At 69.1% G+C, this 23099-nt stretch carries 21 protein-coding genes; 6 read left to right on the top strand and 15 right to left on the bottom strand.

From position 1 onward, the window contains the following. Positions 1-32: 32 nt before the first annotated feature. The 4 genes from cphA to ACFOM9_RS00565 form a co-directional block, all read right to left on the bottom strand. The gene (gene cphA / locus ACFOM9_RS00580; RefSeq protein WP_386705268.1) at positions 33-2822 is read right to left on the bottom strand and encodes a cyanophycin synthetase; all 2790 of its coding nucleotides are present in this window, start codon (positions 2820-2822) and stop codon (positions 33-35) included. Positions 2823-2836: 14 nt separating this feature from the next. Beyond that, positions 2837-3679: a cyanophycinase gene (locus tag ACFOM9_RS00575; protein WP_386705267.1), complete on the bottom strand. Its 843-nt coding sequence runs from the start codon at positions 3677-3679 to the stop codon at positions 2837-2839. Positions 3680-3926: 247 nt separating this feature from the next. Continuing rightward, positions 3927-4964, bottom strand: a complete 1038-nt coding sequence (trpD, locus tag ACFOM9_RS00570) for an anthranilate phosphoribosyltransferase (protein WP_386705266.1) — start codon at positions 4962-4964, stop codon at positions 3927-3929. A 104-nt stretch (positions 4965-5068) separates the two neighbouring features. Then, a complete protein-coding gene (locus ACFOM9_RS00565) occupies positions 5069-5647 on the bottom strand; it encodes an anthranilate synthase component II (RefSeq protein ID WP_386705265.1) in 579 nt (192 codons plus the stop codon). Between the two features lie 149 nt (positions 5648-5796). Between ACFOM9_RS00565 and ACFOM9_RS00560 the strand changes: the two genes are divergently transcribed. Further along, positions 5797-6063 (top strand): DUF2249 domain-containing protein, encoded by a 267-nt coding sequence (locus tag ACFOM9_RS00560; protein ID WP_386705263.1) that lies wholly within the window; start codon positions 5797-5799, stop codon positions 6061-6063. 116 nt (positions 6064-6179) lie between these two features. On the opposite strand, the gene trpE is transcribed toward ACFOM9_RS00560, so the two are convergent. The 4 genes from trpE to ACFOM9_RS00540 all read right to left on the bottom strand — a co-directional run bounded on the left by trpE (position 6180) and on the right by ACFOM9_RS00540 (position 9986). Continuing rightward, positions 6180-7619, bottom strand: coding sequence for an anthranilate synthase component I (gene trpE / locus ACFOM9_RS00555; protein WP_386707200.1), 1440 nt, complete (start codon positions 7617-7619; stop codon positions 6180-6182). Between the two features lie 210 nt (positions 7620-7829). Further along, the gene (yegS, locus tag ACFOM9_RS00550) at positions 7830-8771 is read right to left on the bottom strand and encodes a lipid kinase YegS (RefSeq protein ID WP_386705262.1); all 942 of its coding nucleotides are present in this window, start codon (positions 8769-8771) and stop codon (positions 7830-7832) included. Positions 8772-8916: 145 nt separating this feature from the next. Beyond that, positions 8917-9588: a ribulose-phosphate 3-epimerase gene (gene rpe / locus ACFOM9_RS00545; protein ID WP_386705261.1), complete on the bottom strand. Its 672-nt coding sequence runs from the start codon at positions 9586-9588 to the stop codon at positions 8917-8919. A gap of 68 nt (positions 9589-9656) precedes the next feature. Then, positions 9657-9986 carry a J domain-containing protein gene (locus ACFOM9_RS00540; RefSeq protein ID WP_386705260.1) on the bottom strand — a complete coding sequence of 110 codons (330 nt, stop codon included), beginning with the start codon at positions 9984-9986 and terminating at the stop codon, positions 9657-9659. 193 nt (positions 9987-10179) lie between these two features. Between ACFOM9_RS00540 and ACFOM9_RS00535 the strand changes: the two genes are divergently transcribed. From ACFOM9_RS00535 to ACFOM9_RS00515, 5 genes are all read left to right on the top strand, one after another. Further along, the gene (locus ACFOM9_RS00535; protein WP_386705259.1) at positions 10180-11088 is read left to right on the top strand and encodes a phosphoribosylaminoimidazolesuccinocarboxamide synthase; all 909 of its coding nucleotides are present in this window, start codon (positions 10180-10182) and stop codon (positions 11086-11088) included. A gap of 509 nt (positions 11089-11597) precedes the next feature. Then, positions 11598-12371 carry a hypothetical protein gene (locus ACFOM9_RS00530; protein WP_386705257.1) on the top strand — a complete coding sequence of 258 codons (774 nt, stop codon included), beginning with the start codon at positions 11598-11600 and terminating at the stop codon, positions 12369-12371. Positions 12372-12491: 120 nt separating this feature from the next. Beyond that, entirely contained in the window at positions 12492-14273 is a 1782-nt protein-coding gene (locus ACFOM9_RS00525; RefSeq protein WP_386707197.1) for a peptidoglycan-binding protein, read from the top strand. 99 nt (positions 14274-14372) lie between these two features. Further along, positions 14373-14903, top strand: a complete 531-nt coding sequence (locus ACFOM9_RS00520; protein ID WP_386705256.1) for an Mpo1 family 2-hydroxy fatty acid dioxygenase — start codon at positions 14373-14375, stop codon at positions 14901-14903. Positions 14904-14915: 12 nt separating this feature from the next. Further along, entirely contained in the window at positions 14916-15830 is a 915-nt protein-coding gene (locus tag ACFOM9_RS00515) for a DMT family transporter (RefSeq protein WP_386705255.1), read from the top strand. Between the two features lie 21 nt (positions 15831-15851). Here ACFOM9_RS00515 and ACFOM9_RS00510 read toward each other — a convergent pair whose 3' ends face one another. From ACFOM9_RS00510 to hppD, 7 genes are all read right to left on the bottom strand, one after another. After that, positions 15852-16712, bottom strand: coding sequence for an NAD-dependent epimerase/dehydratase family protein (locus ACFOM9_RS00510; RefSeq protein ID WP_386705254.1), 861 nt, complete (start codon positions 16710-16712; stop codon positions 15852-15854). Position 16713: 1 nt separating this feature from the next. Then, positions 16714-17934: a Na+/H+ antiporter NhaA gene (gene nhaA / locus ACFOM9_RS00505; RefSeq protein ID WP_386705253.1), complete on the bottom strand. Its 1221-nt coding sequence runs from the start codon at positions 17932-17934 to the stop codon at positions 16714-16716. A 7-nt stretch (positions 17935-17941) separates the two neighbouring features. Next, positions 17942-18898, bottom strand: a complete 957-nt coding sequence (locus ACFOM9_RS00500) for a calcium/sodium antiporter (RefSeq protein WP_386705252.1) — start codon at positions 18896-18898, stop codon at positions 17942-17944. 414 nt (positions 18899-19312) lie between these two features. Continuing rightward, entirely contained in the window at positions 19313-19864 is a 552-nt protein-coding gene (locus ACFOM9_RS00495) for a lectin (protein ID WP_386707194.1), read from the bottom strand. 245 nt (positions 19865-20109) lie between these two features. Next, positions 20110-21426, bottom strand: coding sequence for a homogentisate 1,2-dioxygenase (gene hmgA / locus ACFOM9_RS00490; protein WP_386705251.1), 1317 nt, complete (start codon positions 21424-21426; stop codon positions 20110-20112). Positions 21427-21459: 33 nt separating this feature from the next. Next, on the bottom strand, positions 21460-21855 hold the full coding sequence (locus tag ACFOM9_RS00485) for an endonuclease domain-containing protein (RefSeq protein WP_386705250.1): 396 nt from the start codon (positions 21853-21855) through the stop codon (positions 21460-21462). A 126-nt stretch (positions 21856-21981) separates the two neighbouring features. Beyond that, complete coding sequence (hppD, locus tag ACFOM9_RS00480; protein WP_386705249.1) at positions 21982-23094, bottom strand: 4-hydroxyphenylpyruvate dioxygenase; 1113 nt, start codon at positions 23092-23094, stop codon at positions 21982-21984. Positions 23095-23099: the final 5 nt, after the last annotated feature.

Here is a 23099-nt window from a genome sequence, read left to right as displayed (position 1 = left end):
CGGCAGGGCCTGTCGTTCCACGGGCAAAGGCCCTAGTCGCTTTCCTCGCGCTCGAACACCAGCCCGCGCTCCTCGCGAACCACCCCACCCATCGCCGCGACAGCGCGCTCGTCCATCGTCGCCTCCAGCGGCGGCAACTCCGCCTTCGCCGCGGCCCGCGGCATTTCGCCGTCGGGGGTGAACTTGGTGATCTGCTTCCACGAGCGCGTCAGCGCATCGGCGAATACCAGGATCAGGTCACCCGGCCGGCCCATGCGCAGCGCGGCCTCCACGGCCTGCTGCTCGTCGGGGATGATCGAGATCGCATCTTCGGATACGCCGAGGCCACGCAGCGCATCGGCGATGATCCGCGGCACCTCGTCGCCGTCGCGACCGCGCAGGGCATCGTCGCGGCGCGCGATGTAATGGTCGAACTTGCCCGCGACCGCCCTTGCGATCGCATGCAGGTCCTCGTCGCGACGGTCGCCGGGGCCGGCCAGCACCACGATGCGGCGGCCGGTTGCGTCGAGCCGCTGCGCGAGGTCGGCCATCATCCCGACCGCGTGCGCGTTGTGGCCGTAGTCCATCAGCACCTTGAACGGATGTTCGGAGAATACGTTCATCCGGCCCGGCGCCTGGAAGAACGTGGTGTCGAACGTGCGCAGGCCCTGGCGGATCGCGTCGAGCTTGATCCCCAGCGAATACGCCATCGCCGCTGCGAACATCGCGTTCTGCACGTTGTGCAGCGCGCGGCCCTCGAGGGTGGCCGGCACCAGGTGGGTCCACATGAGCGGGATGTGGCTGCCCTTGTCGTAGAGCGTGATCATGTGGCCGTTGACCCCGGCCTCCAGCGCGCAGGCGCGGCCGCCGGCGCGGATGTGCTCGCGCACCAGCGAATGCGAGGGATTCATGGTCACGTAGCAGATGGTCTTCGCATCGGTGTAGCCGGACATCCGCAGCACGTTGGGGTCGTCGGCGTTCAACACCGCGCACTCGCGCGCGACCTCGACCACCACGCGCTTGATTTCGGCCAGCTGCTCCAGGGTGTCGATGCCTTTCAGGCCGAGGTGGTCGGAAGCGACGTTGAGCACCGCGCCGACGTCGACGTGGCGCACGCCCATGCCGGCGCGCAGCAGGCCGCCGCGCGCGGTTTCCAGCACCGCCATGTCCACCTGCGGGTCGGACAGCACCATCCGCGCCGAGACCGGCCCGGTCATGTCGCCCTCGACCGTGCGCTGGCCGTCGATGTAGACGCCGTCGGTGGTGGTCAGGCCCGGCGTGTAGCCGGCCATCTTGGTGATGTGCGCGAGCATGCGCGCGGTAGTGGTCTTGCCATTGGTGCCGGTGATCGCGGCGATCGGCACCCGCGCCGGGGTGCCCGGTGGAAACAGCATCTCGATCACCGGACCCGCGGCATCGCGCGGCGTGCCTTCGCTGGGCGCGACGTGCATGCGGAAGCCTGGCGCGGCGTTGACCTCGCAGATCGCGCCGCCGATCGCCTTGTAGCTCTCGGCGATGTTCGGGGTAATGAAATCCACGCCGCCCACGTCCAGCCCGATCGCGCGCACCGCGCGCACCGCCATGTCGCGGTTGTCGGGATGGATGATGTCGGTGACGTCGGTGGCGGTGCCGCCGGTGGACAGGTTGGCGGTGGAACGCAGGTAGACGATCTCGCCCGCCTCGGGCACGGAGTCGGCGTGGCGCCCGACGCGTTCCATCATCAGGTTCGCCTGCGCGTCGAGTTCCAGGCGCGTGAGCACCTTCTCGTGTCCCACGCCGCGGCGCGGGTCCTGGTTCACGATCTCGACCAGCTCGGCGATCGTGTGGGTGCCGTCGCCGACGACGTGGCCGGGCGTGCGCTTGGTCGCGGCCACCAGCTCGCCGTTGATCACCAGCAGGCGGTGGTCGTCGCCGGGCTGGAAGGTCTCGACGATCACCGAGCGCGAGTGCTCGCGCGCGGCATTGAACGCCTCGCGGATCTCGTCGTCGCCGCGGATGTCGATGGTGATGCCGCGGCCGTGGTTGCCGTTGTACGGTTTGAGCACCACCGAGCCGCCGAGCTTGCGTGCCGCCTTGAGCGCGTCGGTCTGGCTCGACACCAGTTCCTGGCGTGGAACCGGCAGGCCGAGCGAGCCGAGGATCTTGTTGGTTTCTTCCTTGTCGCTGGCCAGCTCGACCGCGATGTGCGGCGTCTTGCCGGTGACCGTGGCCTGGATGCGTTGCTGGTACTTGCCGTGGCCGAATTGCACCAGCGACTGCTGGTTCAGGCGCAGCCACGGGATGTTGCGTTCCTCCGCGGCGCGCACCAGCGAGGCGGTCGACGGGCCCAGCGCGCGGCGCTGCGCGTAGCGGATGAAATCGTCGCGCGCGCCTTCCCAATCCCAGCCCTCGGGCAGGCTGCCCGGCGTCCGCAACGACTCGGGCAGCAGCGAGTTGAGCAGTCGCAGCGCGAGCTCGCCGGCAGCGATGCCGATCTCCTTCTGCTCGTACTCGTACACCACCGAGTACACGCCGGGGCGGGCCTCGGAAACGCTGCGCGTCTTGCCGAAGGTGACGTCCTCGCCGGCGGCGTTCTGCAGCTCGATCGCCACGTGCTCGAGCACGTGGCCGAGCCAGGTCCCCTCGCCCTCGCGCATCCGGCGGATGAAGCCGCCGGGCTCGCGATAGGAGCAGCCGTGTTCCGCCAGGCCGGGCAATGCGGCCACCAGGGCGTCGATGAATGCCGGCCCGAGCTTCGCGGTCGGCCAGGCTTCCAGCGCACCAAGGTCGAGCTCCAGCCGGATGACCGGGAAGTGCGCGTACAGCGACGGACCGACGTAGACGGAACGGTTCAGGACACGCATCGACACTCCCTTCTTCAGCTTTTGTCGTCGACCAATGTACCCGGCGATGCGCAGCGCGTATGCAGGTCGAACGTCGCGCCCGCGACCAGGATGTGGACTTTCAGGCCCAGCAGGCAGACCGGCTGGTTCTGGCCGGCGTCGGCCATCGAGGAGAACTGCAGGTCGCCCGCGTCCACCACGGTCAGTGCGCCGCTGCCCTCCACTTCCACCACGTTGTCCGGGCGGATGAACGCCGCGGTGTCCTCGTCCAGGCCGATGCCGATCGCGAAAGGATTGAACGCCAGCGCCGCGACCAGGCGGCCGAGGCGGTCGCGCTGCCGGAAGTGCTGGTCGATGACGAAGCGGTTGGTGAGGCCGAGGCCGGGTGCCAGCCGCACGCTGCCCGCGCGCGGGGACGAACCTTCCTTGCCGAACGCGATCATGTGCTCGCTGAGGATGCTGGCGCCCGCGCTGGTGCCGCCGACGTGCACGCCGTGCGCATTGCGTTCACGGATCAGCTTCGCCGCCGGCGTGCCGCCGATGATGGTGGAGATGCGCAGCTGGTTACCGCCGGTGAAGAACACGCCCGTGGCGGTCTCGAGCTGGCGCAGGTAGTCGTCGCGCTGGCCGTCCTGGCGGCTCGCAAAGCCGATCGAGCGGGCACGCCCGGCCTCCAGCCGGTCGAACAGCTCCTCGTAGCGCCGGCCGGTATCGGGCAGGCGGCTGGCGGTGGGGATGATGGCGATGTCCGCGTCGCGGCCGCCGCACAGCTGCACGAAGCGCTTGAGGATGCGGCGCCGCATCTCCTTGTCCTCGGCCCCGCCGATCGGGACGATCCAGCCACGTTCTTCGCCCTCGGCGACCCTGCTTGGACACATTGCGGTGCTGGCTCCTGGCGACGCGCCTGCACGCGACCCGTTGTTGATGGATGGTGCCGCGGCATCACGCGCGCGGCTAACAGGCGGCCAAAATAGCACCATTGCGGCGGTGGCCGGCATCGGGCAGGCGTGCGGCCGGGACCCCAAAGATCTGTGGGAGCGGCTTCAGCCGCGAGCCTTTCCCCTCCCCGTGCCCTGCCCCGAGAAACTCGCGGTTGAAGCCGCTCCCACAAAACGCCTCCCGGGATCAGTGACCGGCGGCGAGGCGCTGCGTGGTTTCGACGAACTGGCGGAGCTTGCCCAGCGCCGCGCCGGAAGCAATCGCCTCCCGCGCCCGTGCGATGCCGTCGGCGATCGATCCGGCCACCCCCACCACGTACAGCGCAGCGCCCGCGTTCAGCGCCACGATCTCGAGCGGCAGGCCCGCCGTATTGCCCAGCGCTTCGAGCAGCATCGCTTTCGATTCGGTGGCATCGTTGACGCGCAGGTTGCGGCTGGCGGCCATGGCGATGCCGAAATCCTCGGGATGCAGCTCATACTCGCGCACCACGCCGTCGCGCAGTTCGCCGACCAGGGTCGCGGCCCCCAGCGACAGCTCGTCCATGCCGTCGCGCCCCCACACTACCAGCGCGCGCTGCGCGCCCAGCGCCTGCAGCACCCGCACCTGGATGCCGACCAGGTCGGGGTGGAACACGCCCATGAGGATGTTCGGCGCGCCGGCCGGGTTGGTCAGCGGGCCGAGGATGTTGAACAGCGTGCGCACGCCCATCTCGCGGCGCACCGGGGCCACGACCTTCATCGCCGGATGATGGATCGGCGCGAACATGAAGCCGATGCCGCAGGCATCGAGGCACTGCGCCACCTGCGCGGGCTGCAGTTCGATCGCCGCGCCCAGCGATTCGAGCACGTCGGCGCTGCCGGACTTCGACGACACGCTGCGGTTGCCGTGCTTGGCCACGCGCGCGCCAGCCGCCGCGACGACGAAGATCGAGGCGGTCGAGATGTTGAAGGTATGGGCGCCGTCGCCGCCGGTACCGACGATGTCGACCAGTCGCGTCGTATCGGCCACCGGGACCGGCAGCGCGAACTCGCGCAGCACCGTCGCCGCGCCGGCGATCTCGTCGATCGTCTCCTTCTTCACCCGCAGGCCGGTGAGGATGGCCGCGGTCATGGCCGGCGACACCTCGCCGCGCATGATCTGGCGCATCAGCTCGACCATCTCGTCGTGGAAGATCTCGCGGTGCTCGATGGTGCGTTGCAGGGCTTCTTGCGGGGTGATAGGCATGGCTTCAAGTCCTGAACCTCCCGGATTCGGGGAGGAGTGGTGTCTGCCCCGGTCAGCTTCGCTGGATCGGGCGGGAATCCCCTTGAAGGGGCGGTAACGGTGGATCACCGCTCCAGGAAGTTCTTCAGCAGCGCATGCCCGTGCTCGGTCAGGATCGACTCGGGGTGGAACTGCACGCCTTCCACCGGATGTTCGCGGTGGCGCAGACCCATGATCGCTTCCACGGTGCCGTCGTCATTCTCCGTCCATGCAGTCACTTCCAGGCAGTCCGGCAGCGAGTCCCTTTCCACCACCAGCGAGTGATAGCGCGTCGCCTCGTAGCCATCGGGCAGGCCGGCGAACACGCCCTTGCCTGCGTGGCGGATAGCCGAGGTCTTGCCGTGCATGATCCGCCCGGCGCGCACCACGCGGCCGCCATAAACCTGGCCGAGCGCCTGGTGGCCCAGGCACACGCCGAGGATCGGAATCCGCGCGCCGAGCGTTTCGATCAGTTCCAGCGAGATGCCCGCCTCGTTCGGCGTGCACGGCCCCGGCGAGATCACGATCCGCTCGGGCCGCAGCGCCGCGACCTGCGCCACCGTCAACGCATCGTTGCGCACCACCTGCACCTCCGCCCCCAGCGCCTGCAGGTACTGCACGAGGTTGAAGGTGAAGCTGTCGTAGTTGTCGATCATCAGCAGCATGGCGGCGCCTGCCTTCGGCTTTCGGCTCGATCGAGTCCGATGACCACCGACGGAAGGCCTGGCGATCGCGGACGATCCTGACCTGGATCAGGGCGGCCGCGCATGTGTGGCCTCAGGCTTGGCGCTCCAACGTCAACCGGGACACCTCCATGACCGACCCCGCCACGGCACCCCCTGCGGCCGCCTATACGCCGCACCCCTTCGACGCCCGCGGCATCGCGCGCCGCTTCCGCCATTCGGCCATTTTCGGCGCGCTGGGCGCGCTCGAGCCCGGCGAGGCGATGCGCTTCGTCAACGATCACGATCCGCTGCCGCTGCTCGACCAGCTGCGCAACCGTTTCGGCGACCACCTCGACATCGTCTATCGCCAGCGCGAGGCGGGCGCGATCGTCATCGATTTCGTGATCAAGGCCTGAGTGCAGGCAGCCGCGCAGCACGCGGGCCCACGAGGAGGCGGGCACGTTCGCTACGCGCGCAGCGCCTACTGGTTCGCGCCCGGCCACGCGCGCGCCGGCAGGGGCATCGAACGCACTCATAGACCACCCGCCGCCTGGGCCACCGCGCGAAACAGCGCGCGGCCCTTGCTCATGGTTTCCTGCCATTCGGTTTCCGGATCGGAGTCGTGGACGATGCCGGCGCCGGCCTGCACGTGCAGGCGTCCGCCCTGGATCACCGCGGTGCGGATGGCGATGGCCATGTCGGCGTCGCCGTGCCAGCCGAGGTAGCCGACCGCGCCGGAATACACGTTGCGCTTCACCGGCTCCAGCTCGCGGATGATCTCCAGCGCGCGGATCTTCGGCGCGCCGCTGACGGTGCCGGCGGGAAACGCGGCGCGCAGCACGTCGACGTAGCCCAGGCCTTCGCGCAGCGTGCCGGTCACCTCGCTGGTGATGTGCATGACGTGGCTGTAGCGTTCGACCACGAACTGCTCGCCGACCTGCACGCTGCCCGGCTCGGCGATGCGGCCGACGTCGTTGCGGCCGAGGTCGATCAGCATCAGGTGCTCGGCGCGCTCCTTGGGATCGGCGAGCAGTTCGGCTTCCAGCACGGCGTCCTGCTCCGGCGTCGCGCCGCGCGGGCGGGTGCCGGCGAGCGGGCGCACGGTGACGGTTCCGTGCCCCGCGGCGTCGTATTCGAGCCGGGCGAGGATTTCCGGCGAGGCGCCCACCACCTGGGTGTCGCCGACGTCGAGGAAGTACATGTACGGCGATGGGTTGAGCGCGCGCAGGGCGCGGTAGACATCGACCGGCCGCGCGTGGAACGGCACGCTCAGCCGCTGCGACGGCACCACCTGGAACACGTCGCCGGCGCGGATGTATTCCTTGCACTTCTCCACCGCGGCGATGAAGCCTTCGCGGGTGAAGCCGGAGACGAAGTCGGCTTCGTCCAGCGCCGCCGGCTGCAGCATTTCCGGGTAGCCGGCGCCGCCCTGGCGCAGGCGGTGCACCAGCTCGTCCAGGCGCCGGTTGGCGCGCGCCAGCGCCTGCGGTTCGCGCGGATCGGCGTGCACGACCAGGTACAACCGGCCCTTGAGGTTGTCGAACACGGCGACTTCCTCGCTGAGCATCAGCAGGATGTCGGGCGTGCCGAGCTCGTCCTTCGCGTGCGGGCCGGCGAAGCGCGGTTCGATGTACTGGATGCTTTCGAAGCCGAACCAGCCGACCAGCCCGCCGGTGAATCCCGGCAAGCCCTCGATCTTCGGCACCGAATGCATCGCGCGCAGGCGCTCGACCTCGGCCAGCGGGTCGGCGACCTCGCGGGTTTCGACCACTTCGCCGTATTCGCTGGTCGTGAGCGTGCTGCCGCGGAACGCATGCACGCGCCGCGCCGGCAGGCCGATGATCGAATAGCGGCCGAAGCGTTCGCCGCCCTCGACCGATTCGAACAGGTAGGTATGCGGGCCGTCGGCGAGCTTCAGGTAGACCGACAGCGGCGTGTCGAGATCAGACAGGACCTCGCGCACGACCGGCACGCGGGTATATGCCCCGGGGCTGGCGCTAGCGGAAGAGTGCGGGGTGCGAAGCGATGGCGATGCGGGCGTGGTCACGCGGCGTTTCCTGTGCTGACGGACGGGTGGGATCGACGGCGGCTGCAAGCCACCATCGCCAACCCAGGTCGGCGGAAACGCGATGCGGGGGTGCGCGGAAGTCCATGGCCACCACTGTAGCCGCTTCGGATGCCGTCACGCCAGCGTGGCCGGAGAGAGCAGCGGGCTGTCGTCCGACAGGTGCATGCGCACGCGCCCGGGCACGCAATCGATGCGAAAGCGGGTCGATTCCACGGGCTCGCCGTCGAGGTTGAGCACCAGCGGCGCGTCGGTCTCGATCTCCAGCCACGGCAGGCGCGCGCGCACCGCGACCTGGTCCAGTGCGACTTCCTTGCCGTCCTTGAGCAGCGTCGCCAGGGTGCTGCCGATTTCTCCGGACAGTTCCGGCACCACGGTGACGTCGAGCAGGCCGTCGTCGACCAGCGCATCGGGACACAGCGCCTGCCCGCCCCCGGCCTGGCGCCCATTGCCGATGCCCAGGGCGATGAAGCCTCCCCGCCATGCGAAATCCGGCCCGCGCATCCGCGCGGCGATCGGCTCGATCCGGCCGAGCCTGGCCATCCCCGTGAGCAGGTAGGCGAGCCCGCCGAGCACCTTCTTCAATCGGTCGTGGGTTTCGACCGTGACCTGGGTGCCGAAGCCGCCGCTGGCGAGGTTGGCGGCCCAGTGCGTGGCGCCATTCGCCTGCAGGCGCAGCAGGTCGACCGCACGCGCCGGATGGTCGTGGACCAGCGCCAGCGCAGCGGCCGCTTCGGCGGGAACGCCGGCGGCCGTGGCAAAATCGTTGGCCGTGCCCAGGGGCAGCAACCCGAGCGCTGGCAGCGCCCCGGCCGCTTCATCGCGATGGGCGAGCGTCGAGGCCGCCTCGCTCAGGGTGCCGTCGCCGCCGCCGGCGATCACGCAATCGACGCCGCTCTCGATCGCTTCGGCCACGTAGCGATCGGCGTCGCCGGCCTCCCAGGTCACGCGGACGTCGAGCTGCACCCCGCGTTCGCGCATCGCGGCGACCGCGTCGCGTACGGCGTCGTCGCCGGCGGACTTGCCATTGAGGATCAGGCACCAGCGTGGCGGGGTCATGCGCATCCGGATCGCGTGGGGACGCACACGCTAGCAGCGCGGGGTTGGCGGCGCGTGAATCGCGCTTGTCATGCGCCAGTCACCGGAGCGGTCGACCGAAGGCGCTCCCCCAAGTGCCGAGGACGCGGCTGTAGCCGCGGGGTGCTCAGCGCACCGACGACACCGCTTCGCGCATCTGCGCGATCACCGCGCGGTAGTCGGCGTGGCCGAAGATCGCCGAGCCGGCGACGAACGTGTCGGCACCCGCCTTCGCGATGGCGGCGATGTTGTCCGGCTTGACCCCGCCATCGACCTCCAGCCGGATCGCCTTGCCGGAGGCGTCGATGCGCGCGCGCACCTGTTCGATCTTGCGCAAGGTCGCGTCGATGAAGCTTTGCCCGCCGAAGCCGGGGTTGACCGACATCAACAGCACCATGTCGAGATCCTCGAGCACGTAGTCGAGCACGTCCAGCGGGGTGGCCGGGTTCAGCACCAGTCCCGCGCGGCAGCCCTGCGCCCGGATCAGCTGGATCGTGCGATGCACGTGGCGGCTGGCTTCGGGATGGAAACTGATGTCGGTGGCGCCGGCCCTGGCGAAGTCGGGAATGATCCGGTCCACCGGCTCGACCATCAGGTGCACGTCGATCGGCGCGGTGACGCCATGCTTGCGCAGCGCCTCGCACACCAGCGGCCCGATGGTGAGGTTGGGCACGTAATGGTTGTCCATCACGTCGAAATGCACCCAGTCCGCGCCAGCGGCGACGACGTTGTCGACCTCCTCGCCAAGGCGTGCGAAGTCGGCGGACAGGATGGAAGGGGCGATGACGGTCGATTGCATGTCAGCTCTCGCGCAGGATGGGTCGGCGCTCGGCGCCATGGGAGTGGCCAGTGGCCACAATGGCGGGCCTACCTGCGCCCGCGCAGCGTCTTGATGCGATCGTAGGCGGCGTTGATCTCGCGCGCCCGCGCGTCCGCCTTGCGGCGCAGTTCGTCCGCCGCGCCGGTCAGCTTGTCCGGGTGGTACTGGGTGATCAGGCGGCGATAGGCCAGGTCGACTTCACCATCGCTGGCCGCGTCGGTCAGGCCGAGCACGCGCCAGGGATCCTCGCGCGGGCCGCGGAACCAGTCCGAATCGAACGCGTGGCCGATCAGCAGGCCGATGAGCCCGCCCGCCGGGTGGCGCAACAGCAGCCAGCCGGCAATGAATCCGAGGAGTTTTCCGTACCAGCGTTTCATGGGGGCAATTCTAGGGCACGCACGCGCAGCTGGATGGCATCGGCCTGAAGCTCTTCCCGCCAAGGCAAGGCGTTGGGGCAGGCCCCTTGGGGGAGACAAGGATTCCAGCGTCTCCTGAAGCGCCACGGCCGTGTCCCCACACCCGCCGCCGCGCGTCGCTACAATGCCCGCCCGTAGGCTGCAACTTCCGACGATGGCAACGACCCTGCTCGAAGCCGACCTCCCCGGCCTCCACCTGCGCCACCGCGGCAAGGTCCGCGACGTGTTCGACCTGCCCGGCGACGACGGCGACCCGATGCTGCTGATGGTCGCCACCGACCGGCTCAGCGCCTTCGACGTGGTGCTGCCCGACCCGATTCCCGGCAAGGGCGAGATGCTGTGCCAGATCAGCAATTTCTGGTTCGACAAGACCGCGCACATCGTCGCCAACCACCTGACCGGGATCGATGTCGCCTCGGTGCTGCCGGCGGGCATCGAGGCCGCACCGTACGCGCAGCGCTCCGTGGTCACGCGCCGGCTCAAGCCGGTGCCCGTGGAGGCGATCGCGCGCGGTTACCTCATCGGCAGCGGCTGGAAGGACTACCAGAAGACCGGCCGGGTCAGCGGCATCACCCTGCCCGACGGCCTGCGCCAGGCGCAGCAGCTGCGCCAGCCGGTGTTCACGCCCTCGACCAAGGCCGCGGTCGGCGACCACGACGAGAACATCGACTTCGACACCATGGTGCGCGGCATCGGCGCCGAGCTCGCCGAGCAGGTGCGCGACGCCACGCTGCGGCTGTACGCGTTCGCTGCCGACTATGCCGCGCAGCGCGGGATCATCCTGGCCGACACCAAATTCGAATTCGGCACCGACGCCGACGGCCGCCTGTACGTGATGGACGAGATGCTCACGCCCGACTCTTCGCGCTACTGGCCGGCCGACGAGTACGCCGTGGGCACCAGCCCGCCGAGCTACGACAAGCAGTTCGTGCGCGATTACCTGGAAACGCTGGACTGGGGCAAGACCGCGCCGGGTCCGCGCCTGCCTCAGGACGTCATCGCGCGCACGCGCGCCAAGTACGCCGAGGCCCTGCAGAAGCTGGCCGGCATTTCGATCGACTGAGCCGCGCCGGCGGCGGATCGGCATTCGGTTTCTCCGCATCGATGCGGGGAACCTGACGATGCGGCTGACATCGCGAGTCCAATGCTCCGAAGGCGCGCCCCGCAGCCCGCAACCCGTGCTACGCGCGCGCCGACGGCGTAACCGATGTCGCGAAACGTGACGCGAATCCACTCCCTGGCGCGCGCGGGCGATTGTTGGCCCGGCGGAGCCCGCCTAAGATGCCTGCAGCAGGCGCATGACCAGCGGGGCACGGATCGGCCCGGCCGCCTGCACGACATCGGCATCCAGGGCTGCGCGCCATGCGCACGGGGCCGATGCCCGCCACCAGCCGGACAAGGACAGCAGGCATGCCCCATGAGAAACGCGCCCTTTTGGCATTGACGGCCCTGTTCGTCGGCGCCTGCACGGCTGGCGCGCCCGACGCCCCGACCGCCACCACACCGTCCCATGACACGCCCGCGCAAGCGGCAGGCGTTGCCGCGCCTTCGACACGACAGGATGTTCCGAGCATGCCCGACGATCTGCACACCCCGTCCGCGACCACGCCGCCGGCGCCCGACAGCGTGCTGTACTTCATCTTCCAGAAGGACGGCGACGGCGCCCTGTCGTACGAAGTGGAAAACGGGAGCTGGGCCCACTACTGGTACGGGTATCCCTTCGAACTGGGCGGCAAACGCTACTTCACCGGCTTCGCGTACCAGACGCCCGCCAACTACGGCAAGCCGGACGAGGCGCAATACCCGGACCCGGACGCCAAAGTCACGCTTGCGCAGGCGACCTACGTGCTTGCTCCGGGTGATGCGGCTAAGCCCTGGGTTTTCGAAGGCGCCGAGCGCCATGTCGGCGAGTTCGGCGGCTACGAGAAGGGCAACGCCGTCGACGAATCCCGCAAGCCGCGCGACTACACCACGCCTGCCGGCAAGCGGCTGCTCGCGGTCCCGACCTGGTCGCTCGAATCGGGCACGCGGCTGGCATCGTTCGACGTCCTGGTGTTCGATCCCGGACAGTTGCAGCACGTCGACGACACGCACTGGACGTACCTGGGCAACCTCGTCGTCGGCGAGGACAATGGCGCCGCCTGCGACGACGAATCCGGCCGCCTGCCCTGCGCGAAGAGCACCGGCACGATCGAATTCATCGCCGACGCCGGCCACGACCTGCCACTGATCCGCGTCGCGATGCACGGCACGACGATCGGCGAGGACGGCAGGCTCCGCACCCTCGACGGCACGGCCCTCGACTATCGCTACGACGAGGGCCGCAAGCAGTACCAGCAGCGGTAACAGGATCTGTTGACCGATCAAGGAAGGCCCAGGGACGGGCCCGGTTGACCACGCACGGCAGCGATGCCGTACTCAACCCAAGGGAATGAAGCGATGGCACGCGACTACACCAGAACGGAAGTGCTCGACATCATCGAGCGCGAGGCAAGCGAGCGCGGCATCCCGCGCGACGACTTCATGCGCTTTGCCTATATCGAGACCGGCGGCACCTTCAACGAACAGGCCTCCCGCGGGCCGAACGGCGCCAAGGGGCTGTTCCAGTTCGTCCCGTCGACCGCCAGCGCCTACGGCATCCGCGGAAACGAACTGGACGCCGTGGCGAACACCGACGCCGCAGCGCGCCTGTATCTGGACAACCGGCGCACCCTGGTCAACCGCCATGAGCGCGATGGCCATCCTTACCTGTCCGGCAAGTCCGAACCCGACGGCCTGGACATGTACCTCGCCCACCAGCAGGGCGGCGCGGGCTACCGCTCGATCCAGGCGGCGATCGCCAGCGGGCACTTCAGCCGCGACGACACCCGCGCGAACCTGCTCAACAACGTCAGCGCGCGCGACCTCGAAGCGGTCACCGGGCATCGGTACGCGGAGTTCTCGCGGATGTCCGACCGCGACATGGCCACGACCTTCACCCAGTACTGGGACCTGAAGTTCGACCGCGTCCGCATCCCGGAAAAGGGCATCGAGCCGGTTTCGCCCCCGGCGCTTCCGGACCCGGCCGCGGCGCGGCCGGCGGCCATCGAGCTGCAGGCCGGCCACGCGCTCAGCGTCCGGTTCGACGACGTCCAGTACCGGATGGGAGGCAAGCATCCGGAACGAGGCGTGGTCGACTGCTCCGGCTGGGTGGCCACGCTGCAGAACGCCACCATGGCCGAGATCAACGCCAAGGCCGGCCGCGACGTCTTCGGCACCCGCGACATGTTCAGCCTCGGCTACGACGGCGCGGCGATGATCGTGGAAAAGGCGCAGGCACGGTCGGGCACGCTGATCGAAGGCCGCGACATCACGCCCGCCGCGCTGCGCGAAGGCATGATCATCGGCGAGGACAACGGCGCGAAAAGCTGGGACCGGGGCCGCTACAAGGGCATCGACCACATCACCATGGTCGTGCGCGACCCGGCGACCGGCACGTTGATGATCAGCCAGTCGCGCGGCGGCGAAGGCGTGGAACTCGGGCCGCTCGACCGGTACCTCGAACACAAGCTGGCCCGCGGCGTGCACCTGTACGCGACCGACCCGCTCGCCCGTGCCCGCCCGCTGCTGCTCGATGAGCCACGGGCGGAACGCGAGCCTTCCCGCGCCACCGACGCCGACGCGGCAACCGCGGGTCGGATCCTGCGGCGCGGCGAGCACGGCGACGACGTGCGCGGCCTGCAGCGCGAACTCAACCGGCTCGGCATGCGCGACAGCCGCGGCCACGCGCTCCGCGAGGACGGTGCCTTCGGGGAGCGCACCCGCGAGGCGGTCCTGGCCTACCAGCGCGCGCACGGCCTGCAGGTGGACGGCATCGCGGGTCGGGAAACCTTCGGCAGCCTTGCCCGGCAGCGTCCGTCGACACCGCTGGCGGTCGATGCGGGTCGGGCCGGCGTCACCCACGCGATGCACCCGGACCATCCCCTGTTCCAGGCGATCCGCAGCCGTCTTCCGGCCCACGTGCCGGACGCGCTGGCCGCGCACGCCACGCTGCTGGCCAAGCAGAACGGCATCGACAGCGCCGGCAAGCTGCACGGCATCATCGTCCAGGGCGACTCGGCCTTTCTGCTCGGCACCACCCCGGGTTTCCGCGCCCGGCTGGACCTGGGCCAGGCCGCACCGCCCATGGAACACGTGGACGCGCAGCTGCGCGCGACGCAGGCGCAGGCCGAAACGCCATCGCGGCAGCCGGCAGTGCCGGGCCTGTAGGCAAGCACGGGACCGGCCCCGCTCGCGCGGCCGGTCCATGCCTCCGGCGCGCGAGGCGATCGGGGCGGCTGTCCGCAGCCGCGTCGGCGACGTGCGAACATGCCGCCGACGACACCCGGCTGCGGAGGAACCATGAGCACCCCGAGTCCCGCCAGCGGCGAGCGCCCGATCGACCGCTGGTTCGCCAGCTATTCCGGCGACCATCGCAACGACGCCAACCAGTGGATCCACGTGTTCGCGGTCCCGGCGATCCTGTGGAGCGTAATTGCGCTGCTGTGGTGCATCCCGGTCCCGATCACGTGGTTCAAGGCCGGCCTGTGGGCGGCGCTGGCGATGTTCGCGGCCTGGATGTTCTACTGGCGCGCCTCGCGCCCGCTCGGCTTCGGCATGCTGGCGGTGTTCGTCGCGATGGCGTGGTTCACCCGCTGGATCCACGACGCCTATGGCGTACGCAACCTGCTGTACGCCGCCATCGCGGTGTTCGTGGTGGCCTGGATCGCCCAGTTCGTCGGCCACAGCAAGCTGTTCGAGGGCCGCAAGCCCAGTTTCTTCACCGACCTGCGCTACCTGCTGATCGGCCCGGCCTGGGTGCTGTCCAAGCTGTACCGCAAGCTCGGCTGGAAATACTAGGCCGCCCCGCCCGTGGGCGAGACAACGGTGTCGCGCGGACTCGGGTCGCGCGACCTCTTGCTGGCGCTGGTCGTCTGCCTGGCGTGGGCCGGCAGTTTCCTGTTCGCCGCCTTCGCGCTGCGCGAACTTCCCCCGCTGCTGTTCGCCGGCCTGCGCCTGGCGCTGCTCGCGGTGGCCGTGGCGCCGTGGATCCGCCTGCCCGACCGCGGGCAGTGGCGGGCACTGCTGGCCCTGGGCGTGTTCAACGGTGCGCTCAATTTCGGATTGAGCATGGCGTCGTTGAAACTCTCGGCCGGGCTGTCGGCGCCGGTGATCGCGCAGCAATGCTACGTGCCGATCGCGTCGCTGCTGGCGTGGCGGCTGCTCGGCGAACGCTTTGGCTGGCGGACCGGCGCCGCGATCGCACTGAGCTTCGCCGGCGTGCTGGTGCTCGGCTTCGACCCGACCGTGCTGCAGGCGCCGCTGGCCCTGCTGCTGATGCTGGGCTCCGCCTGCACGATCGCGCTGGGCACGATCGCGATGCGGCGGCTGCGGGGCGTCGGCGCGCTCAATGCGCAAGGCTGGACGGCGGTGATCGGCGTCGCGCCACTGCTGCTGGCCAGCGCGCTCTTCGAGCCCGAAGCGCTGGGCGCGATGCGCGCGGCAAGCTGGGTGGGGTGGAGCGGTGTGGCGTATTCGGCGCTGGTGTCGTCGCTGTTCGGCTACGGCCTGTTCTACGTCCTGGTGCAGCGCCATCCGGTGGCGCAGGTCACGCCCTACATGCTGCTGTCGCCGGTGATGGCAGTGCTGCTGGGCATCGTGTTCTGGGGCGACCGCCCCGGCCCGGCGCTGTGGATCGGCGGGGCAATGGTGCTGGGCGGCGTGCTCGCGATCGCCCTGCGCGCGGTGGCGCGGCAGCGCCCGGTGCCGCCGCCCGAGCCCGTCTAGCGCACCCGCCCTGCCCGACCGTCAGCCAGTGCCGAACATGCCGGCGGCCGGTTCGAACGCGCGCGGCGCGTAACCGAAATCGCGGCGTGCCGGTTCGATGTCGAACACGAGGTCCTGGCGCATGCGTCCGAGCGCGGCGTCGCCGAAGTCGCGCGCGATGCCCGCTGCGTGCGCAAGCGACAGCAGCGCGCGGAACGCCGTGGGCGGCAGCAGGTGCAGTTTCGCCGGCGGCTGCAGCATCGCCAGCACGCGCGCCACCATCTCGCGATAGGCCAGGGTTTCGCCCCCCGGCAGCGCGTAGGCCTGGCCATGGGTCGCCGCCGCGTCGAGCACCGCGAACGCTGCTTTTGCGAGGTCCCCGACGTGCGCCGGCTGGCGCAACCCGACGGCATCGCGCGGCAGCGCGAAGCGATGCCAGCGGCCTGCGATGGCCGCGATGCGCGTCAGCGTACGGTCGCCGCCGGCGCCGTAGACCAGGGTCGGCCGCAGCAGCGTTGCCGCCGCGTTGCGCTGCGCGGCAGTCGACAGGACGCCGGCTTCCCCGGCGCGCAGCCGGGCGGCCAGGTCGCGCTCGCCGGCATCGGCCGAATCGCGCTTGACCTCGATACTGGTGGAACCGAACGCGACCACGCGCGGGCACTCGACCGCCGAACCGGCATACCAGCGCGCGAAACGGTCCAGCGGCCCGCAGCTGAAGATCGCATCGACGCGCGGCGGCAGGCCCTGCGCGGAATCCAGGTCGCCGCGCAGCCACTGCACCCCGGGCAACGGAGGCTGCGGACGACGCGAAACCGCCTGCACCCGCCAGCCGCGGCGATGCAGGCAGACCAGCAGCGGATGGCCGATCTGTCCGCTGCCGCCGAACACCAGCGCCTCGCGCATCTCAGCGACCCGTGGGCTGCGGCTTGAGCACGACGCGCAGCCACCCATAGCCGAGCGCCGCCGACACGGTCGACGCGGCCAGCACGCCGATCACGCTTTCGGTGTAGCGCAGCCCGTCCTGCGCGAAGGCCAGCGAACCGATGAACAGGCTCATCGTGAAGCCGATCCCGCACAGCAGGCCCAGCCCCAGCATCGCCCTGAAATCCATGCCGCTGGGGAAGCGCGCGAACCCCGCCGCGCGCATCAGCACCGCCGCCGACACGATGCCGATCGGCTTGCCCAGCACCAGGCCCAGCGCGATGCCCAGCGGCAGCGGCGAGAGCATGTCGTCCATGCCCAGCCCGCCCAGCGCAAGTCCTGCGTTGACGAACGCGAACAGCGGCAGGATGCCGTAGGCCACCCAGGGATGCAGCGCATGCTCGAGCGTCTCGAGCGGCGAGTATTCGGTCGCGTCGTCCAGGTCGTTGCGGGGATTGACGTGCGGGATCATCAGGCCGGTCACCACGCCCGCCAGGGTGGCATGCACGCCCGACTTCAGCACGCAAACCCACAGCACCAGGCCGAGCAGGAGATAGGGCGTCAGCGCGGTGACGCCGCGCCGGTTGAGGATCGCCATTGCCGCGATGGCGGCGGCGGCCCAGCCCAGGGCCACGAACGACATGCCGTGGGTGTAGAAGACGGCGATGATCACGATCGCGATCAGGTCGTCGACCACCGCGATCGTCGACAGCAGCAGCTTCATGCCTAGCGGCACGCGCGAGCCAAGCAGCGCGAGGATGCCGAGGGCGAAGGCGATATCGGTGGCGGTCGGGATCGCCCAGCCGCGCAGCGCGGTCGTGTCGCCCCGATTCGACCACCAGAAGATCAGCGCCGGCACGATCACGCCGGCTGCGGCGCAGACCAGCGGCAGCAGCAGCTGGTCGCGGCTCGAGAGCTGGCCGCTGAGCGTCTCGCGCTTGATCTCCAACGCGACCAGCAGGAAGAACAGCGCCATCAACCCGTCGTTGATCCACAGCATGAGCGGCTTGTCGATGTCCAGCGCGCCGACACGCAGCTGCACCGGCAGTTCGCGCAGTCCCTCGTAGAGGTCATGCAGCGGCGTGTTGGCGCAGGCCAGCGCCACCAGCGCCGCCGCGATCAGCACGATGCCGCTGGACGCCTCCAGCCGGAAAAAGTCGGTCAGCCGCTGCAGCGCACCGGCGCGGAACCTGCCAAGCCCCATCCGCCGCTCAGCCCGCGTGGACGAGGAACAGCTCGAACGCGACCCATGCCGCGAAAGCCACCAGCAGGATGCCGCCCTCGGTCCTGCTCACGCGCAGGTCGCCGCGCAGCATCGGATAGAGCATCACCGCGAACACCAGCGCCGCCGGCAGCTCGAAGCGCACGAACGAGGTCGGCACCGGCACGTCGCGCACCACCGCCATGCCACCAAGCACCACCAGCAGGTTGAACAGGCTCGATCCGATCACGTGGCCGGCGACCATGTCGCCCTGGCCGCGTCGCGCCGCGGCGACCGCGGCGGCGACTTCGGGCAGCGCGGTGCCGATCGCAACCACCAGCAGGCCGCTGAGCAGCGGCGCCATGCCCAGCGCCAGTCCGATCACCGGCGCCGACTGCACCACCCAGCGGGCGCCGAAGTACAGCAGCACGATCGCGATCGCGAAACGCAGCAGGTTCTGCACAAGTCCGTTGCTGGTCCGCGCGAACGCGGCGATCGCATCTTGCAGTTCCGGCTTCTCCCTGCGGCTGCGGGCGATGCACGCGGCCAGCACGGCGACGAAAGCGACCAGCAGCAGCACGCCTTCGAAGCGGCTGAGCACGCCGTCCCAGCCCGCCGCCATCACCGCCACGGTCGCGAGCATCAGGCACAGCAGCAGCGACGCCAGCGCGCGCCAGCGCACCAGCAGCGGAGCCGCAATCGCGGCCGCGCCCAGGGTCAGGCCGACGTTGACGACGTTGCTGCCTACCGCATTGCCCAGCGCCAGCGCCTGGCTGCCGGTAAACACCGCGCGCGCGTTGACCGCCAGTTCCGGCAGCGAAGTGCCGAATGCGACCAGCAGCAGCCCGGCCACGAACGGCGACACGCCGAAACGCTGCGCAAGCCCCGATGTCCCCTTGACGATCGAATCGCCGCCGAGGGCGAGCAGGACCAGACCGAGCACGAACAACCCGACTGCCTCGAACATGGCGCGACCCCCGACCGTGGATGTGCGTCGATTCTAATCGGGATTCGGGATTCGGGGTTCGGGATTCGGGGTTCGGGATTCGGGATTCGGGATTCGGGATTCGGGGTTCGGGGTTCGGGATTCGGGATTCGGGAATCGGGAATCGGGAATCGGGAATCGGGAATCGGGAATCGGGAATCGGGAATCGGGAATCGGGAAAGCATGTCGACGTTGCCCCCTTTGGAAAAGGGGGTATGGGGGATTTGCTTTTGATCCTGCACCCCGGGACATCAATCGCAGAAGCAAATCCCCCTCGCCCCCCCCTTTTTCAAAAGGGGAGGAAAGCCTCATCCCTTAGGAGGGGAAGTTGTCATTCCCATTTTGGAGGAAAAGGCCCTCGGCCAACTGGAGCGACGCATGCACGGAAGGCACGGTCTAGCTGCAGCCTTCCACGTAATCCACCTGCGGCGCCACGCCGACGCGCCACGACGTGACCTTGCCGTCCGCTCCGGTCGCGAACACCAGCGTGCCCTGCCCGCCGCTGCTGTCGCCGACGCGCAGGTACTTGCCGCCTTCGACGTACTTGTGCGGCGCCTCCTCCACGCGATCGGCGTACAGCCCGCGGATGTCGTCCGCCGTCATGCCCACCTTGCCACCGCCGGGCGCGACCTCGCGATCGGTGCCCACGTCGTAGCGCACGAACTTGCCGTTCTCGAACATGAAGGCGAAGTCGGACGGGATCTCCACCCATTTCGGCGTGAGGTAGTAGCAGCCGGCGCCTTCGTCGCGCGTGCCCTTGAGCTCGCCGCCCCAGGCCTGCCCCGCCTCGTCGGCGGTCATGCCGAAGCGCATGTCGCCGTAGCCGTCCATGCGCACCAGGCCGGCGTCGGGGCCAGTGGCAGCGTCGCCCGGCGCGGGCGCGGTGGCCGGAGGCACGTCGTGCGGTGGCTGGTCGAGCGGCGGCGGTGCAGCCGGGTCGTCGGCCATCGCATCGGCCGAGCCGGCTGGTTGGACCGCATCGGCGTCGGCGGGCGCGCGTTCCGGCTGGCAGGCGGCCAGCGCGAACGCGAACAGCGCGATCGTGGGCATCAGCGGCTTCATTGCATCGGGCTCCTTGCGAGGGCAGCGCACAGCCTTGTTGATGCGGCGTTAACGCATTGCGAACTTCGCGCGCCGTCGTCGCGTTGCCGCTGAGGGCCTGTCACACAGGGATGTGACGTCGGTCCGCTGCGTCAGGCAGGTGTGCTGAAATGCTTCTGCAGTCCCGCCCAGCACGCCTGGTAGTCACGCTGCCGATGACCGGCGTCCATCGCCTGCCGGGTGGGGGCGATCACCGCGCGGGTTTCGAACATGAAGGCCATGGTGTCGCCAATCACGTCCGGCTTCGACAGGTCGGCGCTCGACGCCTTCGCGAACGTCGCCGCGTCCGGACCGTGCCCGGTCATGCAGTTGTGCAGCGAGCAGCCGCCCGGCGCGAAGCCTTCGGCCTTGGCGTCGTAGGCGCCATGCACCAGGCCCATGAACTCGCTGGCCACGTTGCGGTGGAACCACGGCGGCCGGAACGTGTCCTGCGCCACCAGCCAGCGCGGCGGGAAGATCGCGAAGTCCATGTTCGCCGTGCCGGGGATCTCGCTGGGCGAGGTCAGCACGGTGAAGATCGACGGATCGGGGTGGTCGAAGCTGATCGAACCGATGGCGTTGAATCGGCGCAGGTCGTACTTGTACGGCGCGTAGTTGCCATGCCAGGCGACGACGTCGAGCGGCGAATGGCCGATCGGCGCGCGCCAAAGATGCCCCTGGAACTTGGCGATCAGCTCGAAGTCGCCTTCGACGTCCTCGTACGCCGCGCACGGGGTGAGGAAGTCGCGCGGGTTGGCCAGGCCGTTGGAACCGATCGGCCCCAGGTCCGGCAGCCGCAGCAGGCCGCCGAAGTTCTCGCACACGTAGCCGCGCGACGGCCCATCCGGCAACTCGACGCTGAAGCGCACGCCGCGCGGGATCACCGCGATTTCCTGCGGCGCCACTTCGAGCACGCCCAGTTCGGTGGCCAGCAGCAGGCGCCCCTGCTGCGGCACGATCAGCAGTTCACCGTCCGCGTCGTAGAAGAAGCGGCCGTCCATCGACCGGTTGGCGGCGTACAGGTGGATGCCAACCCCGGTGTGCGCCGCCGGGGAGCCGTTGCCGGCCATGGTGCAGAGCCCGTCGACGAAATCGGTCGGCGTCTCGGGCAACGGCAGCGGATCCCAGCGCAGCTGGTCGGGCGTGACCGGTTCGTGGCCGAACAGATTGTGGAATGTCTGCGCCGAAGCTGGCGAGGGCACGAACGGCTCGAACGTCCCGTGCATCGCCGCAGGCCGGATCCGATACAGCCAGCTGCGCCGGTTCTGCCCACGCGGCGCGGTGAACGCGGTGCCCGAGAGCTGCTCGGCGTAGAGTCCGTGCGCCACTTTCTGCGGCGAATTGCGGCCTTCGGGCAGCGCGCCGGGCACGGCCTCGGTGGCGAACTCGTTGCCGAACCCGGATTGGTAACCGTTGCTTGCGATGGTCATGAAATCGCTCCGCGCGCACAGGGCGCTCTGCGCTTAAGCCCCTCTCCCGCCGGGAGAGGGGTTGGGGTGAGGGTCCGGTTTCCCGACGCTGTTCCAGATTGCTTCGAGCACCGCTTCTGTCTGCTGCAACGCATCGTGGTCCCAGAAGCGCAGGATTCTCCAACCCTGTGCTTCGAGACAACGGGTTCTCTTGGCATCCGTCTGGCCGTCGTGCTGCGAGCCGTCCAATTCGACGATCAGCTTCCTTGCGACACAGCAAAAATCGGCAATGTACGGAGGAATCGGATGCTGACGCCGGAACTTCAGGCCCTCCAGCTGCCCGCTGCGCAGACGTTGCCAGAGCTTCTGTTCCGCATCGGTCATGTCGCCGCGCAAATGGCGCACATTGCGGAGCGTGGTTGTTGGCAGCGGTGGTTTGACTGTCGTCACTCGCCGTACCCTCACCCCAACCCTCTCCCGGAGGGAGAGGGAGCTAAAAGCTCAACTGCACGCGTTCCGGAGCGTGGCTGTTGGCAGCGGCGGTTGACCATGGTCACTTCGCCGCACCCTCACCCCTTACAGCACCCCGCGCTTGATCTGGTCGCGCTCGATGCTTTCGAACAGCGCCTGGAAGTTGCCTTCGCCGAATCCTTCGTTGCCCTTGCGCTGGATGATCTCGAAGAAGATCGGGCCGATGCAGTTCTGGGTGAAGATCTGCAGCAGCTTGCGCTGCTTGGTCTCGGGATCCGCGTCGATCAGGATCCTGTTCTTCGCCAGCCGCGGCACGTCTTCGCCGTGGTTGGGGATGCGCTGGTCGATCACCTCGAAATAGGCCTCGGGCGTATCGAGGAATTCCACGCCTTCGGCCCGCATCTTCTCCACGGTTTCGTAGATGTCGTCGGTGAAGCAGGCGATGTGCTGGATGCCCTCGCCCTTGTACGCGTCGAGGTATTCGTTGATCTGGCTCTTCGGGTCGTTGGACTCGTTGAGCGGGATGCGCACGATGCCGTCGGGCGCGGTCATCGCCTTCGACACCAGGCCGGTCTTGGCGCCCTTGATGTCGAAGTAGCGGATCTCGCGGAAGTTGAACAAGCGCTCGTAGTAGTCCGACCACTTCTGCATGTTGCCGAAGTACAGATTGTGGGTGAGGTGGTCGATGAAGGTCAGGCCGAATCCCTTCGGATCCTGCTCCGCGCCCTGGATCGGCAGGTAGTCCCCGTAGACGCTGCCCTTGTCGCCATAGCGGTCGACCAGGTACAGCATGCAGTCGCCGATGCCCTTGACCACCGGTGCGTCGACCGCCCTGCTGCCGGGTTTGTGGTCGATCGCCTCGCCGCCGTTGCCGAGCACGGTTTCCAGCACTTCGCCGCCGGGCTTCTTGAAACGGATCGCGAAGCCGCAGGCACTGGGGCCGTGGGCCCTGGCGAAGTCGGCGGCGAAGGAATCGGGATCCTCGTTGACCAGGAAGTTGACGCCGCCCTGGCGATACACCGTGATCGGCCGCGTCCTGTGGCGCAGTACCGCGGTGAAGCCCATCTTGCCGAAGTAGTCGTGCAGCATCTCGCCGTGGCCATCGGGCGCGGCGAACTCGACGAACTCGAAACCGTCGATGCCCATCGGGTTCTCGAACGTGGTGACGGTCATGCCCAGGTTTGGACCCTGGTTCTGGCTCTGCGTCTGCGCGCTCATGGGGG

It is taken from the genome of Luteimonas notoginsengisoli (genome assembly GCF_042648885.1).
Classification (GTDB): domain Bacteria; phylum Pseudomonadota; class Gammaproteobacteria; order Xanthomonadales; family Xanthomonadaceae; genus Luteimonas; species Luteimonas notoginsengisoli.
This window is presented reverse-complemented; position numbering and strand designations above follow the sequence as displayed.